We start from the raw sequence: 15,341 nt of genomic DNA on the forward strand, positions 1-15,341 counted from the left end.
CTTCATAGTCAGGTGGCAATAGCGAAGAGGTCACACCCGTTCCCATCCCGAACACGGCCGTTAAGCTCTTCAGCGCCGATGGTAGTTGGGGGTTTCCCCCTGTGAGAGCAGGACGCCGCCTGGCAAGATAAGACAACTTGAGAAATCAGGTTGTCTTTTTAGTTTGTTCAAGCCCTTTATCATTTTTGGTTATCGTTCCTCGACTTTAAACTGATCAGGTAAGCCGGGCGCCATTTGAGGAAACCATTACTATTGTTTTTAAAGAAAAATAGATGTATGATACATATATAAGCTGCATTGTACGTTATGAATTTAAGTTTTAACCTTTAAGCTGTAATAGGGAGTTTTAAAGTGAATCCAGAATGACAAGCCTCTTTTTATGGAGGACAAGCAGGAGAGGATTCTGAGAACACCCACTTTGAGGAGTGGTGGTTTAAAACTTTCTTTTTTTGAGCGGCAAAGGCGGCTTTTTACAATTGAACTTTCAGCCAGTTTTCAAAAGAAAACTGGCTTTTTGCTGTTTCCTAAGATATTTGTACGCCTGACCGAGATGATGAAGTAACAGATACGATAAGCGATTCCGAATAGGTACGCCACTCACCTTCTTAAATAGTTTACATACGTTATGAAAGAAGAAGTACTTTTAATTGGAGTGTGAGGGATGTTTTATCATGTAAAAGAGCTGCAATATCAAGCGAAGCCAGAGAAGCCGGACCCGCTTTATGCAAAAAAGCTTCAGGAAGTACTTGGCGGACAATTTGGAGAAATATCTGTGGCCATGCAATATTTGTTTCAAGGGTGGAGTGTCCGTGGAAATGGGAAATATAAAGACTTGCTGATGGACACGGGTACAGAAGAACTGGCACATATAGAAATGCTGGCGACGATGATTGCGCGCCTTTTGGACGGGGCGCCGGTTGGGGATTTAGAAGAAGCGGCAAAGGATCCGGTAATCGGCGCTATTTTGGGCGGCATGAACCCTCAGCATGCGATTGTATCAGGACTTGGCGCAATGCCGGCTGATAGTGTAGGAAACCGTTGGACAGCCGATTACATTATTGCGAGTGGCAATCTGCTGGCTGATTTTCGGGCAAATTTAAATGCAGAATCACAGGGGCGCCTTCAAGTATGCCGATTGTATGAAATGACATCAGATCGGGGCGTACGCGATATGCTGTCCTGGCTGATTGCACGTGACACCATGCACCAAAATCAATGGATCGCTGCTATTAAGGAGTTGGAAGCAAAAGAGAATGTAGTGGTTCCAAGCACATTTTCACGAAAGCTTGAAAAGCGGGAAGTATCCTATACACTTTTTAACTTTTCAGCTGGAAACCAAAGTGCCGCGGGCCGGTGGGCGTATGGCCCGAGCATGGATGGAGAAGGGGTCTTTCAATATGTGGAGCATCCTGTGCCGCTCGCTCAGGCACCTGTTTTAAAGCCAGCGCCTCCCTATATTCATGATACCCCGCCTGCTGTTTTAAAAAATTCGACATCTCCACCACCACCAAGCATGTGCTAAAAATATTTAAAGGTAAAGAGCAATGCAACACTTACTGCTGTATTGTTCTGTTTTAACATAAATATATGTGCATCTTTTACAGCATCTACCGGTTTACTTATAAATAAGATCGGGTTATAATAAAAGATCTCTCCTACCCTTATTAAAAAGAAGGGAGGTCTTTTAGTTGGCAAAAAAAGCATTAATTGTAAAGCACAAGAATGAACAAAAATTCAAAGTGCGTGAATATACTCGCTGTGAGCGCTGTGGACGCCCTCACGCCGTTCTTCGTAAATTTAAGCTGTGCCGTATTTGCTTCAGAGAACTTGCTTATAAAGGGCAGGTACCTGGCGTGAAAAAAGCAAGCTGGTAAATATATGTGTCATCTTTTCAGTCAGGCCATGGCCTGGCTTTTTTTGTATATAAAAAGGCCAGCACATCAGGTAATTGAAATAAATAAGCGGCTTTCCATAACTTTAAAGGGAACGGCAAGGACAAGTTTATTGTTTTGGCTGTTCGGCTTTAAATCCAAGCTTTTTCAAATTCCGAAATTGCAGCTGTTGTGGAGTCCGTTATCTGGTACGCAATGAGATAGCATAAATGCACGGATAGGTAGATTAAAACAAAACAACGTTTATGCACGATAAATTCTCCCTTCTTTAGGCGTACAAGCCCCTTCGTCTGAATATGATGCATAGACATCATTTTTCAGGGGGCTGCGTAATGAACTCAATCTTTACATACATGTTTTTAGGCCTGTCTTTGGCGGCACCAGTCGGACCAGTAAATGCGGCACAATTAGACACGGGTATTAAAAATGGATTTTTTCATGCATGGGTTTTTGGAATCGGCGCATTGACTGCTGATACGATTTATATGGTGATGGTATATGTAGGAGTAGCTCATGTAATTGAGCTGCCGTTTATTAAAACGCTTCTCTGGCTGTTTGGCTGCTTTGTTTTAACATATACCGGTATTGAAAACCTGTTGACACTTCATAAAATCGAGCTGGACATGCGGTTTGGCAGAAACATTCCCTTGAGGAGATCACTGTTTTCCGGCTTTTTTATGTCCCTTTTGAACCCGCTTACGATTTTATTCTGGCTCGGTATTTATGGATCCATTCTTGCTGAAACAGCAGAATCTTCTACACAAACTCAAATTCTGCTGTACAGCATGGCCGTCATATCTGGTATTTTAATCTGGGACCTGACGATGGCTTTCCTTTCGAGCGGTGCCCGGCGATTTTTATCTACCGGGGTTTTAAAAGGCATTTCTGTTGTTTCTTCTCTCTCCATGATTGGCTTTGGTATTTACTTTGGCATGGAAGCCTACAAAGTCTTGTTTTAGCTTGTTTGCCCACTGTGATGGTGGGTTTCTTCTTTTTTCCATTTTTTTCGAAGGATGAGTACAACCACTGCAATTACGGTAACGAAAGCTAAACTGATAAAAAATCCCGGCCGGCTTGCCTGGTGAAAAAGAGTACCGCTGACGGCAGCAAAAACAAGAATCATGCCGATCACTCTTTTTACTTTATCTCCAGTAGTCGGCTCGATCAGCCGGTGGTACAGCGTTAAAAGAAAAAACCAATTGTAAAGCAGCATCAATCCGGCTGCGGTCGTTACATATTCATACACATTTTTGGGCAATAACAAAGAAGAAATAATAGATAAAATCAAGCCGACCGATGTCAGTGCGACAGCCGGGAACGGAACTTTTCGTTTCTTTTTTGTTTGTTTGCTGAAAATAGCCGGCGCATCTCCTTCTTCAGACAGGGTAAGGAGAATGGTCGTAACAGAAAACAAAGAAGCCGACATGGTTGAAAATCCGGCGATAATAATGGCTGCGTTGAATACATGAGGAAAAAAGTCAAGATGATAGCTCAGCAAAGCCATCGCAAAAGGGCTTTTATCCGGCTGAAATGCAGTCCATGGAATGAGCAGCAGAGCGAGCGAAAGAGCTGTTACATAAATGATCCCTAAAATACCAAGCATGACTTTTCCTGACTTCGGTGCATCTTCTTTGTTGCGCAGATTAATGGCCATAACACCCATTACTTCGATGCCTCCATGCGCGTAAAAAGCAAATAAAAGAGAGCTCCAGAACCCAATCCCGCCATTTGGAAAAAAGCCGTTTACGGAACGTGGCACTCCTGCTTTGGGATCACCGTTAATCACCCCGGTCAAAGCCAGGACAGCGATTACGATAAACATAAAAATAGCAGCTACCTTCATCACCGCAAAAACGGTTTCGAGTTTACCGAATGCTTTTGTTCCAATAAAAAGCACCAAAAGCCCGCAGACAGCAAAAACAGAAGCAAACATCCACAATGGAATCTGCGGAAACCAAAATTTTGATAAAAGAGAAATGGCCGTTAACTGGCTGCCGATAATCAGCATTTCAGAGCACCAATACACCCAGCCGCTGCTAAATCCGGCCCATCGTCCGTAAGCTTTTTTTGCATAAGACCGAAACGATCCTTTTTGCGGATCTTTAGCGGACATTTTCGCCAGCGCTTCAAAGACAATATACGTTCCGCATGAAGCCAGAATAAAGGCAAAAACAACGGAAGGCCCTGTCATTTGAATGGCGATACTGGACCCGAGGAAAAAACCGGTGCCAATAATACAGCCCACTCCAATAAGAGAGAGCTGCCACCAGGCCAGCTTTTCATTATCTTTACTGCCGCCGCACGTTTTTTGTTCCATTTACACATAACCTCCCCATAGAAATAAATTCTCACGAAAAGGGCCATTTATGTAAAAAGAGGAGTGGGAAAACTGGATTGGCTTCCCTCTGACAAAAGGGCAGATCTTTATGTACATTGCATGAAGCCCATGCAAAAAGAAAATCCTATATGAAAAAGCTGAAATCGGGGCAAAACAAAAAGAAAAACCGAATCGGCTTTTCTTTTCAATAGAGCTTGTCCTTTTTTACCTGGATCGCAGGCTGTACAATATAAGCACAATTCCGCACACAAGCCCGATGCTTTTCGTTAACGGCATTTTTCCCGCCATTCCATACAGGCCAATGGCTGTTGTGACGATCAATACAACCGGGCCTACCAGGGCAAGCATGCTATTAATGTAAAAGGCTTTTTCTAAGCTGTTGAATTTCAGCATCAAAAGTGCAGCGGTCACTTCAATACTTCCAGAAATAAGGCGCAAGGTAATCATAAGCAGCAGGGCTTTTTCAATCACTACAATCACTTTTTTTTCACCACCTCTTCTACCTGCGTCATTTTCATGTCTGTTCTTTCCATAGCTGGATCGAGCCAGTGAAATCGATTATCCCGTTTCTTTATGTGTATGCAGATAAAAAGAGGACTAGCTCTGAATTATTAAAGAGAACAAAATAAAAAACAATAAATCAGTAAATCAATAAATCAATCCCAAGCAAGGGTTCCTGAATGATCATATGGAGGGGGCAAGATGGATTATAATAATATAGACAGTGCTTAGGAGGTAAAAGTACTGATGGAGGTTTTAAATACTGATATCTCTACAAACATGTACGGATGGATGTTGTGAACGGATTCAGATATGCAGAATAAAGCTTTTTATAGAAAAGTACAAGCAAATAAAACAGAAATATTGATCATTGTTTAGTTCTTTTTCTTTAATGATGTAACAATAAGCCGAAAATTAAAATGGCTAAATCATTTGCTGTAGTACTAAGACTTTTGAATCTGTTATACTTCAAATAAGCGGTTTTTGTCGAATAATTAAAGAGCTATAAGATAGTTTGTTTTAGTTAAAATTCGGAATTTAATCCTTGGGTTTTATTTTAAGATAAATAAAGAGAGTAAATTTTCTCTTTTACTTCCTTAACAAAACACCCGGTGAAAAGAGGGGCAAAAAATGGAAAAAAAGATAGCCATCGTTATAGGTGGTTTAAAAGGTATAGGGAAGGCAATTAGTCTCGATCTTGCAGATAAAGGGTTTATTACCTATGCCACAACCCGTGAAAAAAATGTAGCGACCAATGTGGAAAACCTATTTCCATTGCAAATAAATATCCGGAATGAAAAAGAAATACAAGATGGATTTAAGCATATTATTGAGCAGCATGGTGCCTTAGACGTCCTGGTGAACAATGCTGGAGTTGGTGAATTCAAAGCATTTGAAGAATTTGATCCTGCAGAATGGGAAGGTATTTTTCAAACGAATGTATTTGGTATTTTTCACTGCACTCAACATGCATTTCCATTATTAAAGAAACGAGGAGGGCGTATTATTAATATTAGCTCGATTGCAACGAAAAGAAGCCTTCCTTTTAATTCTATTTATGCAGCCTCAAAGCATGCTGTCAGTGGAATGGGGAGTGTTTTAGCGGAAGAATGGTACAAAGATAACGTTTTCACCACCAATATCCACTTAGGTGCCACATATACAGACATCTGGAAAAATGTTGAAGGTTTTTCTTCTGAAGACATGTTACATGTTCAAGATGTAGCACGTGTCGCTTCATTCGTGGCTACGACTCCTCTGCACGTTCGGATTGATGAAATGACAGTGACTCCTCCAAAAGGAGTATTATGATTTTAAAGAGAGATATATAATCAGAGAAATGTAGAATGCAACTGGGAGGTGATTTTTTGTCCTTAAAGAAAAAACTATTATTGATTTTTTCAATAACAGTAACATTAATTCTACTTGTAAATAATATATTATTTTATTTTTACACGAGGGATCTTTTAATAAAAGATCAAGAAAAACAGATGGAACTCCTGGCTCAAGAAATTAGCATGGCGATTGAGCATTCACAATTTGGGATAGAGTCATTTGAGAAACAAATAGGAGAAAAACTTCGAGTTTCAGCCATAGCAGCTCAGAATGCACTTGATCCGGATATAAATAACGTAACGAATGAGCAGCTTGTTGAGCTTAGTAAGAAGCTTGGCGTTTCTCATATTACCTTGATGGTAAGAGAAGAAGACGACATTAAGGGAGTAAAATCTTCAGACCCGCATGAAAGAAATTTAGGCACGAAGGAATGGGGGTATTGGTATACAGCTTTTCAACAGTTGTTTGCCAATAAAAATGTGACTATTTCTCAAGGGCAGAAATTGCCAAACTACTGGTCAGGTCCGATAGATGTTTCTACATCTGATCCTAACCATGTAGACAAATGGGGATATTACTATGATGGAACAACTAATTATATTATTAACCCCTACATGAGAGATAATCAGATACTAGAGTTCGAGGATCAAATTGGTCCAGAAGCAATTGTAAAGAAAACCTTGGGTAATAACTCTACTTTGTTAAGCATCACGGGGTTTAATCCAGAGACATTTGGTTATCCGCCGATTTATACTGAACAGAACGGAAAAAAGTTTATCGAATTAGATAACAAGGATGTTACATTCGGAAAATATGAGTATCAAGATAAAAAGGCCGATGTGGCTGCTGTTAGAAAAGCAATGGGAACAGGCAAATTAGTTAGTTTTCAGAGTACCTCCAATGATAAAAAAGTGTTTAAAAGTTTTATGCCCGTCTCTACTGAAAATCCATATGTAATTGGAGTAGTAACAGATTATAAGGTCATTCAAGACGTATTAAATAAGCAATTGTTGAATAGCCTAGTTATTTCTATTATTGTTTTAGCTTTTGTTTTAATAATGAGCTACTTTTTAGCGGAATACATTGTAAGACCTATAAATCGAATTTTACTAAAAGTAAATGAGATTGCTAAAGGAAACTTTGGCGAACAGGTATTGATTGAGCGTCGCGATGAATTGGGCCTGCTTGCTGGCCGAGTCAATAAAATGTCATTGAACCTGTTAAACTACACAGATGAACTTAAGAAAAAAAATGCTGAAATACAATATCATGCTTATTATGATTTTTTAACCGGGCTTCCTAATCTACGTTTATTCAACAAGACAGCTGTAGATTTGGCAAGTTTAAATGACAAACAACCAATGGCATTTTTGTTTCTTGATCTCGATAGGTTTAAATTTATTAATGATATGCTTGGGCATTCTGCGGGTGATTACATTTTAAAGGAATTTACAAGACGGGTTTCACCGCTTCTTAAAGAAGAGGAAATTATGGCGCGTATAGGCGGGGATGAGTTTATTCTCCTCTTGCCGGATACGAATCATGAAAGAGCAAACTATACCGCCCAAATTATTTTAAAAGAATTAGACAAGCCTTTCATTTATGAAGGAAACGAATTTTTTATTACGGTAAGTATCGGAATAAGTTTGTATCCGATGGATGGCAGCAGTGTTGAAAATGTTATTAAAAACGCGGATATTGCTATGTACCGTGCAAAAGAGCAAGGAAGAAACAATCATCAATTTTACACTTCAGACATGAACGAGCTTATTAAAAGAAGGGCTATTTTAGAAAAAGGCATGCGCCAGGCATTGGAGCGTCAGGAGTTTACTTTACACTATCAGCCTCAAATCGATTTAAACACGGGCCTTATTACAGGCAATGAAGCTTTAATTCGCTGGTTTCATCCAAAATTGGGCGTGATATCTCCGTTAGAATTTATTCCTTTAGCCGAAGAAACGGGATTAATTGTGCCAATTGGAGAATGGGCATTGCGTACGGCGTGTAAACAAAATCGACAATGGCAAAAGTCCGGATTACCCGAGATGCGTGTATCTGTTAATCTTTCGCCGCGTCAATTTCAACAAGTAAACTTAGTCGATTTAATTAGTCAAGTCTTACAGGATACCGAACTTGATCCCCAGTATTTAGAGCTCGAGATTACCGAAAGCATTGCCATGTATAATGAGCAATATGTCATTGCTAAGTTAGAAGAGCTTAAAAATCTAGGAGTGAAAATTGCAATAGACGATTTTGGTACAGGATATTCTTCACTGAGTTATCTGAAAAAATTCCCGTTCCATACGTTGAAGATTGATAAGTCATTTGTTACAGATATAGAAGACGATTCCAATGATAATAAAATTATTAGTACCATTATTGCCATGGCCCATAATCTCAAAGTTAACGTTATAGCTGAGGGAATAGAAACAAAGGAGCAGCTCCTATTTCTCCGGCAGCAAAAATGTAATGAAGCACAGGGCTACTTATTTAGTAAGCCTCTATCAGTTGAAGAGTTTAACAAGGTATTTAAAGAACTTCAGAAAGCTGTCCTTTTTAAACTTGATGATAAATAATAGTTAAGCAGATGCAAGGTTATAAATTGAAAGCAACGATTTAAAGAACGATTCCTCTTCTTGGAATCGTTTCTTCTATCAAGGAACTTTACATGTGTATTTAAATGTGATGACCCAGTTGTTTTTTCTGAAAAGATATCACATGTTGGTATAATTCCTTTAAATGGGAAAAGGAAGTTGGCGTCTTGTCGAAAGGTAATTTCCAGCATCATTTATGAGAGGGAGGATGGATTTTGGTTTTACTAACCAGGAAAATAGAGTTTTCAGCTGCCCATAGATTACATAATGGACAGTTAACTGATGAAGAAAACAAAGAAATTTTTGGAAGATGCAATAATGTTCACGGACATGATTATACTTTAGAAGTTACGGTAAAGGGAGACATTGACTCAAAATCTGGAATTGTCGTTAATATTACAGATATTGATCGTATAGTGAAGAGCGTAGTTTTACAGGAATTTAACGGTAAGTTCTTGAATGAGGAGCATCCATTTTTTAAGGAGCATGTCCCTACAACAGAAAATGTCGTTTTATATATGTGGAATGCCTTGGAGGGTAAATTCACAGATTGTAAGCTTCATAAAATAACACTGCATGAGAATCCATTTTTATTCTCTCAAAAAGGGGAACAGTCAATGATTCGATTTACAAGAAAATATCACTTTTCAGCTGCCCATAGATTACATAGTGACCAGTTAACAGATGAAGAAAACAAAGAGATTTTTGGCAAATGCAATAATCCTCATGGTCACGGGCATAATTATATTCTTGAAGTAACTGTTGGAGGAGAGATTGATCCTGTGACAGGAATGGTACTGAATATGACAGAAGTGGATCGTGTTGTTGAAGAGCTGATCATTGAAAAATTTGACCATAAGCATCTCAATTTAGATACAGAAGAATTCAGCGGGTTAAATCCAACTGCCGAAGTTATGACGGTTGTTTTTTGGGAACTGCTTCAGCCGTCTCTGCCAAGTTTGTCTAAAATAGGACTTTGGGAGACTGCAAAAAATTATTTTGAATACCATGGTCCGGAAAACAAGTAAAAAAAACAATATTTACTAAAGATGAAGGAGAAAAAACATGGATCCAGAAAAGGATCCATGTTTTTGTTTATCCAAGCGTCAGTGATTTCTGCTGTTCAGCTGTTTTGCTTTTTGAGCTCCCGCCCATTGCTTTAAATTGATTCATAAGTTTCGTCCGTGACTTTTCATTTCGAAGAAGATAAGCTGCTCCAAGCGCCAGTGTTGTCATCATTGCTTTGTTTGTTGCCATGGTATGCACTCTCCTTTGTAATAAGTTTACTTTCGTACTATTCCCTGTCTCTCATAGAATAAACAAAAAAGCAAGAATAGAAGAATTTACACTTCCATATGAAATAAAGGCTCGGTATACTTTTTCCATGAGCATACAAATAAATGAAGAATCTGTAAGCAGTTTATCATTAAAGGAAGTGTATGGATTGTCTAGTCAACTGGCAAGTAAAAAGAGCCATCTGCGTGCCGACTGTGAACATTGTTTTGGCCTTTGCTGTGTGGCGCTGCCCTATGCCAAATCAGCTGATTTTGCGATGAACAAAGAGGGCGGCACCCCCTGCCAAAATTTAACGGAAGATTTTAATTGCGGGATTCATCAAAACCTTAGAAAAAAAGGATTTCGCGGCTGCGCTGTATATGAGTGCTTTGGGGCAGGACAGAAAGTATCGAAGGTTACATACAAAGGAGCAAGCTGGCGGGAGCATCCTGCTTCTGCAAAGGAAATGTTCGATGTATTCCCTATTATGCAGCAGCTCCATGAAATGCTTTGTTATGTAGAAGAAGCGCTTGAATGGAAAGAAACAGCGCCGATTCACCAGGAACTGCAGGAAGCGGCCCGCGATGTAGAGGCTCTCACACAGCTAAGCCCCCAAGCGATTTTAAAGCTTGACGTACCAGTTCACAGAGCGAGGGTGAATGAGCTTCTTTTACGTTCAAGTGCATACGTGCGGTCACAGGCCCGATCCAAAAAGAAATCGAAAGCAGCGGACAGAAAAGATTTCTTTGGTGCAAAATTAAAAGGAGCCGATTTAAAAGGAGCTGATTTAAGAGGAGCAATTTTTATTGCAGCTGATTTGAGAGGAGCAGACATGAGACTGACCGACTTGATCGGTGCTGACTTCAGAGATGCTGATTTAAGAGGAGCGGACCTTACGGGAAGCATTTTTTTAACGCAGGCACAGATGAATGCGGCTAAAGGCGACCGGTATACGAAACTGCCTGCTTCTGTACGCAAGCCGAACCACTGGCTTTAAACAGTTAAGGAAAAGACGCTAATACAAAAAGTGAGCCCCTTCAAACAGAAGGGGCTCATTTGATTACAAGGTTTAATGGCGGATTGAACAGAAAGGAAAAAGGATATATTGAAGTTAAGCAAAAGAGACAAAGTTGTTTCTCCACCAAAATTGTAGGAATAAAACACACAAACGAATTGTAAAAATTATGCACAAAAACGATTACTGTTCAAATAAAAACAAATGATAAAGGAGAAGTAAACCTCATGATAGTAGTAGAGGGAACAGTTGGGGCAGGTAAATCAACACTATCTCACTTGATCAGCGATCATTTTTGTATTCCTGTTTTTGAAGAGCTGGGGAATCCAGACACAGAAAAATTGCTCCATCGTTTTTATGGAGACCGCTCCCGCTGGTCGTTCACAACGCAGATTCATTTTGCGACGGAGCGCTGGCAGATGATCAAGCACATTTCCGAACAAAGATGTGGTGTTCTGGACCGTTCTATTTTCGGGGATCAGATATTCGCTAAGCTTTTAAGTGAAGACGGCAGCATGACACCGGAGGAGTATCGGGTATATGAAAAACTCCTTGCCGCTATTGTCGAAACGACAAGAGCGCCTGACCTGCTGATCTACCTCCAGTGTGACACAGAAAGGGCAAAAGAACGGATCGACCGTCGTGGACGAGGACTGGAAAGCAAAGTCGAGATGCAGTATTGGGAGCGGCTGAATGAAAAATATGAAGCCTGGTATCAAGGATATCAATATTCGCCCAAGATCCTGCTTGGTGTAAATCATTTGGATTTTGCAAACAACGAGGAGGATCAGGAAAGTGTACTAGGTCTGATTGGGAAAGCTTTAAAAGATATTCAATATTTCAGCATGAAAATAGCGGAAGCTTAAACCGGACCACTCTCAACATCCACTGTATACCGCGTAGGTAAACAACTGTTAGTTCGGTTCCATCGCTCCCATTACAGCACTCACAAAGGAAACACGGACTTTCAGTGAAGCATGCCGCGATGGCGGCGTTTAGAGTTTGGATAATCTCGAATGGGATAGGTAACACTTAAAACGAATTCTTTTTTTATTACTTCCCCTAAAGTCACTTGCAGACGGGAAGAATAAAATAAATCCTTTTTGACGCGGGGGAAGAAGGAGTGAGATATGATGAAAGTCAAAGTAACATACTATCGCCTGGGCCCGAATGGCATGCCAACTAGTCCAGAGCAGCATGAAGTAGTGGAGATTAATCCAGGTCCAAACGATGATACAGGTAAACTGGTGAATGAAGCGTTAAGCAAGAAAACCTTTATAACCGAAGACAAATTTAAAGTAATAGACACAAATGAAGTTTAAGCATCCGGCAGGGTGCTTTTTTCTTTGCCCGAATCATTGTATGATGAAAGAAAAAGGAGTGAAGAAATGGAACTTGGTTTTTCAATATTAAATAATAGTGCCAACGGAATGGCATTAAAAATAGTCATCTTATTCTCAATGATTATTATTTCCATGATCGTGGTCGGGCTCATTTTAAAAGTACTTCGAGTACCGGGTAAAATCATCAATTTTATCATTACAGCTGTTGGTTTAGGCATCGGGCTGTATTGGCTCAACGTTTTACAATAGTCACTCATTTGAGTGGCTTTTTTTATATGCAGGCTCTTGATTAAAGTATGGATGTGAAGCTGCAGTCCATTAGGAGGTAAATGCTTTTTTATTTTATAGAAACTATAAAAAATGTTGGCTGCTAGCGGTTTTTTACAGCAAGAGGAGGGCAATAACATGGCGGCCCATTGCAAGAAAAAGAGCTGCAGAGTTTTCTTTAAAAGGAACAAAAAAAAGCACAAAAAGTGCTTTAAGAAGACAATTTGTTCTTCCAATCAAACGTTTGTTTCTCCTTCTGTGAAGGTTTGGATTCTGATTCTGAAAAAAAGTTTAGTTTTTTTATGATAGAGCCTAATAAAAAAAACAGGCTGATTTCTAAAACGACTAATATGATAAATATAAAAAGTTCTATAGATAACATGGTGAATAAACCCCCAGGATAATAAGCCTAATCAAATAGATCAAATGTTAAGTACCCTATTTTAAACAAGGCGAAACATCTTACAAATGAAATGTGAGACCGTGACGTGTTTCTTGAGAGAAAAGACAAAATAAAAAGCGCCGAAAGCGCTTTAGCAGAATCGTTTACCTTTTCTACTTATATGCTGTGGATTCTTTTGCAAAGAATGATAGTCGGATTTCGAAAGCAATGCAGGCTTTTTTGATATAAACACTAATGAAAAAACAAAACTAATGGTTAAAAGTACGGACAAAATCCATCCAAAAAGCTCAATTGGCAACATGCTGAAACAACCTCCTATGTAAGTGCTTTCATCGGTGAATTAATTATATACCCAACTTAAAGAATGTTAAACCATTATTTGTGATTTTTTAGAAAAAATGTTTAACAAAAGGAGCAATTGCCCCAATAATGGCTTGAAATTGAGATCGGCAGCAAACCAGCTATTGGTTATATACGCATCGTTATCCAATGCGGCTGGAGGAATGGTATCTTCAATAAAAAATGCGCTCAAAAAAACAGCCAGAGAAAGCTCTGGCTATACAGGAGTAACGGAGATATAAGCTCAAGAAGAGTAGGACTGCTTTATGCAAACAGTATGGACTATTTTAAAATGTTTTATACGAACAACCTAAAAAAGCGGGGGAGCTATTCGGGTTTATCATTCCCCTATTTTGAAGTTGATATTGAAGGATCAGCTCTTCCAACTGTTCACTGTAGCGCAGCGTTTTCTGGCTGCTGAGGCCGTACTGCCGGCCAGCTTTTATCATTAGATGACGAAGGTTGTTAATTTGTGCAGGTAATTTACAAAAAGCGCCTTGTTTTTCATTCGTAACGAACCTCCTCAATCACAATTAACACATGAGGTAAATTTTAGAATGATTATCTTGAAACGGAAACGTTTTTGTTGAAAAATGTATTTTTGAAAAGAAAGGCAAGAATCGTAAATGTTCTGAAACGTTAAGAAGAAGGGCAAGAAACGTATCCCATTATACAGAGGTGTTAGTAATAGACAGGGACCGCTCATGAGCAGGATATCGAAAAAACTGATAGAAAGTGATCGATTGCGTGTTATCCAATACGGTAAAATGGATTTTGATTTCGATGAGGGGATAAAAGAAGCAGGAGACGAAGTGAAATATGGAGTGCAGGCATTTAAGGTGTGGATGAAAACAGAATAAACCAGCTTTATAAAGAAGCTGTAGAATATGAAACCCAGATACGTAACAAAAAGTCCCGGTTCATTGCACCGAGACTTCTTTTCACATAGTAAAAGGGTGGCCTTTACAGTTAAGCCGTTTGTCTTTGGCTTTTTTCTTGTCTTAGTTCTTTTCGTCGGAATCTGTTTCGACTTCGCCATCCTCGTCATTGTTAATATCTTTGTTTTGATCGTTTTCTTTATCTACATTACTGTGGTTCTCTTGAGGATAATCTTCCTGTTCGTCGTTCGTACTGGTTTCTTCTCCGCTGCGATTTCCACATCCGGCTAGTCCACTAAGCAGCATAACAGCCATTCCGCTAAGAAGTAAGTATTTTTTCAGCATAGCTCCCATTGTAAATTCTCCTTTGGTTAAGTACTCATTATATAGGAAGCATACCCAGTATGATCATGAAAAAAACAGAAGTCTCCACTAAAGTCATGGCCAGAACGCCATACTTAAACCATGCTTTTAAATATTTTAGACTCAGAATTCGTGATGTTGCCGAAAAGGTTAAAAGAGACCTATGTCATGAAAGGCTTATACCTTTAAAGTAAAGGAAATTTATTGTAGTCATGATCACTATGGTTGATGGGGAAATTAGGGCTTATACGTGCCCAATCGAAGGTTGCGTTTACTTTCATGCACGAGCCTAGGCTTTCTGAAAGAACTGTTTTAACCTGGAGACTCTTCTTTGAATGCAGCTCAAACGACCATAAAAAATCGGCTGGATTTCACATCCTGTCCGGGACGGATATAAAAAAGAACAAAAAATAACGCCCGCTGATAAAATATCGGAGCGAACGTTAAGTAATCTATATCTAGGCATATTATATCATGTTATAAGTGGAGATGCACTCGATATTTGTCGATAAGTGTCGAAATAATTCTTCTTACTTTATTTCACGCCTATCGATGAGACAGCCTCCACCAGGGAGCAGATCAAAGCGTGATATGTGCGCAGGCGGCGCTGTCTTATTCAAAGCCCGCTGACTGAAAAGGCCCCGCTATAAAAGCAGAGCTATTATGGTTCTTTTATTCGATTGTTATGTATCCACCAATCCATTTGATCCAGGTCAAAAATAATCAAATCATGTTGCTAAAATTTTTTGTACGGCAGCTGGCACTCTTTGAAAAAGGACATTTAAAACTTGCTAATAC

At 39.4% G+C, this 15,341-nt stretch carries 16 protein-coding genes, 1 rRNA gene and 1 other RNA gene; 12 read left to right on the top strand and 6 right to left on the bottom strand.

Going from position 1 to position 15,341, the window contains the following annotated elements; all coding sequences use genetic code 11:
- Positions 1-8: 8 nt before the first annotated feature.
- From rrf to L2D08_RS21775, 5 genes are all read left to right on the top strand, one after another.
- A 5S ribosomal RNA gene (gene rrf / locus L2D08_RS21755) occupies positions 9-124 on the top strand.
- 162 nt (positions 125-286) lie between these two features.
- Positions 287-473: non-coding RNA, 6S RNA (gene ssrS / locus L2D08_RS21760), on the top strand.
- A gap of 188 nt (positions 474-661) precedes the next feature.
- On the top strand, positions 662-1,522 hold the full coding sequence (locus L2D08_RS21765; RefSeq protein ID WP_242237251.1) for a manganese catalase: 861 nt from the start codon (positions 662-664) through the stop codon (positions 1,520-1,522).
- 166 nt (positions 1,523-1,688) lie between these two features.
- Complete coding sequence (locus tag L2D08_RS21770) at positions 1,689-1,874, top strand: type Z 30S ribosomal protein S14 (protein WP_242237255.1); 186 nt, start codon at positions 1,689-1,691, stop codon at positions 1,872-1,874.
- Positions 1,875-2,224: 350 nt separating this feature from the next.
- The gene (locus L2D08_RS21775) at positions 2,225-2,851 is read left to right on the top strand and encodes a LysE family transporter (RefSeq protein WP_242237257.1); all 627 of its coding nucleotides are present in this window, start codon (positions 2,225-2,227) and stop codon (positions 2,849-2,851) included.
- Here L2D08_RS21775 and L2D08_RS21780 read toward each other — a convergent pair.
- A complete protein-coding gene (locus tag L2D08_RS21780; protein ID WP_242237260.1) occupies positions 2,848-4,209 on the bottom strand; it encodes an amino acid permease in 1,362 nt (453 codons plus the stop codon). The two genes, L2D08_RS21775 and L2D08_RS21780, sit on opposite strands and share 4 nt — an antisense overlap.
- A 225-nt stretch (positions 4,210-4,434) precedes the next feature.
- Positions 4,435-4,710, bottom strand: coding sequence for a YqhV family protein (locus L2D08_RS21785; RefSeq protein WP_242237263.1), 276 nt, complete (start codon positions 4,708-4,710; stop codon positions 4,435-4,437).
- A 651-nt stretch (positions 4,711-5,361) separates the two neighbouring features.
- Between L2D08_RS21785 and L2D08_RS21790 the strand changes: the two genes are divergently transcribed.
- From L2D08_RS21790 to L2D08_RS21800, 3 genes are all read left to right on the top strand, one after another.
- Positions 5,362-6,042, top strand: a complete 681-nt coding sequence (locus L2D08_RS21790) for an SDR family oxidoreductase (RefSeq protein ID WP_242237266.1) — start codon at positions 5,362-5,364, stop codon at positions 6,040-6,042.
- A gap of 56 nt (positions 6,043-6,098) precedes the next feature.
- A complete protein-coding gene (locus tag L2D08_RS21795) occupies positions 6,099-8,642 on the top strand; it encodes an EAL domain-containing protein (protein WP_242237268.1) in 2,544 nt (847 codons plus the stop codon).
- A 233-nt stretch (positions 8,643-8,875) separates the two neighbouring features.
- Positions 8,876-9,688, top strand: a complete 813-nt coding sequence (locus L2D08_RS21800) for a 6-carboxytetrahydropterin synthase (protein ID WP_242237270.1) — start codon at positions 8,876-8,878, stop codon at positions 9,686-9,688.
- Between the two features lie 67 nt (positions 9,689-9,755).
- Here L2D08_RS21800 and L2D08_RS21805 read toward each other — a convergent pair whose 3' ends face one another.
- On the bottom strand, positions 9,756-9,917 hold the full coding sequence (locus tag L2D08_RS21805; protein WP_242237274.1) for a hypothetical protein: 162 nt from the start codon (positions 9,915-9,917) through the stop codon (positions 9,756-9,758).
- A 187-nt stretch (positions 9,918-10,104) separates the two neighbouring features.
- Between L2D08_RS21805 and L2D08_RS21810 the strand changes: the two genes are divergently transcribed.
- From L2D08_RS21810 to L2D08_RS21820, 3 genes are all read left to right on the top strand, one after another.
- A complete protein-coding gene (locus tag L2D08_RS21810) occupies positions 10,105-10,932 on the top strand; it encodes a pentapeptide repeat-containing protein (protein WP_242237277.1) in 828 nt (275 codons plus the stop codon).
- 245 nt (positions 10,933-11,177) lie between these two features.
- Positions 11,178-11,816 carry a deoxynucleoside kinase gene (locus L2D08_RS21815; protein WP_242237280.1) on the top strand — a complete coding sequence of 213 codons (639 nt, stop codon included), beginning with the start codon at positions 11,178-11,180 and terminating at the stop codon, positions 11,814-11,816.
- 267 nt (positions 11,817-12,083) lie between these two features.
- On the top strand, positions 12,084-12,272 hold the full coding sequence (locus L2D08_RS21820; protein ID WP_242237282.1) for a hypothetical protein: 189 nt from the start codon (positions 12,084-12,086) through the stop codon (positions 12,270-12,272).
- Here L2D08_RS21820 and L2D08_RS21825 read toward each other — a convergent pair.
- Positions 12,269-12,796: a hypothetical protein gene (locus tag L2D08_RS21825; protein ID WP_242237284.1), complete on the bottom strand. Its 528-nt coding sequence runs from the start codon at positions 12,794-12,796 to the stop codon at positions 12,269-12,271. The two genes, L2D08_RS21820 and L2D08_RS21825, sit on opposite strands and share 4 nt — an antisense overlap.
- Positions 12,797-13,589: 793 nt before the next feature.
- Positions 13,590-13,829 carry an aspartyl-phosphate phosphatase Spo0E family protein gene (locus tag L2D08_RS21830; protein ID WP_255822080.1) on the bottom strand — a complete coding sequence of 80 codons (240 nt, stop codon included), beginning with the start codon at positions 13,827-13,829 and terminating at the stop codon, positions 13,590-13,592.
- A gap of 177 nt (positions 13,830-14,006) precedes the next feature.
- On the opposite strand from L2D08_RS21830, the gene L2D08_RS21835 reads away from it, so the two are divergent.
- Positions 14,007-14,162 (top strand): hypothetical protein, encoded by a 156-nt coding sequence (locus L2D08_RS21835; RefSeq protein ID WP_242237286.1) that lies wholly within the window; start codon positions 14,007-14,009, stop codon positions 14,160-14,162.
- 141 nt (positions 14,163-14,303) lie between these two features.
- Here the strand turns inward: L2D08_RS21835 and L2D08_RS21840 are convergent, their stop codons facing one another.
- A complete protein-coding gene (locus tag L2D08_RS21840; RefSeq protein ID WP_242237288.1) occupies positions 14,304-14,534 on the bottom strand; it encodes a peptidylprolyl isomerase in 231 nt (76 codons plus the stop codon).
- Positions 14,535-15,341 lie beyond the last annotated feature (807 nt).

This window comes from Domibacillus sp. PGB-M46 (genome assembly GCF_022668875.1).
GTDB lineage: Bacteria > Bacillota > Bacilli > Bacillales > Domibacillaceae > Domibacillus.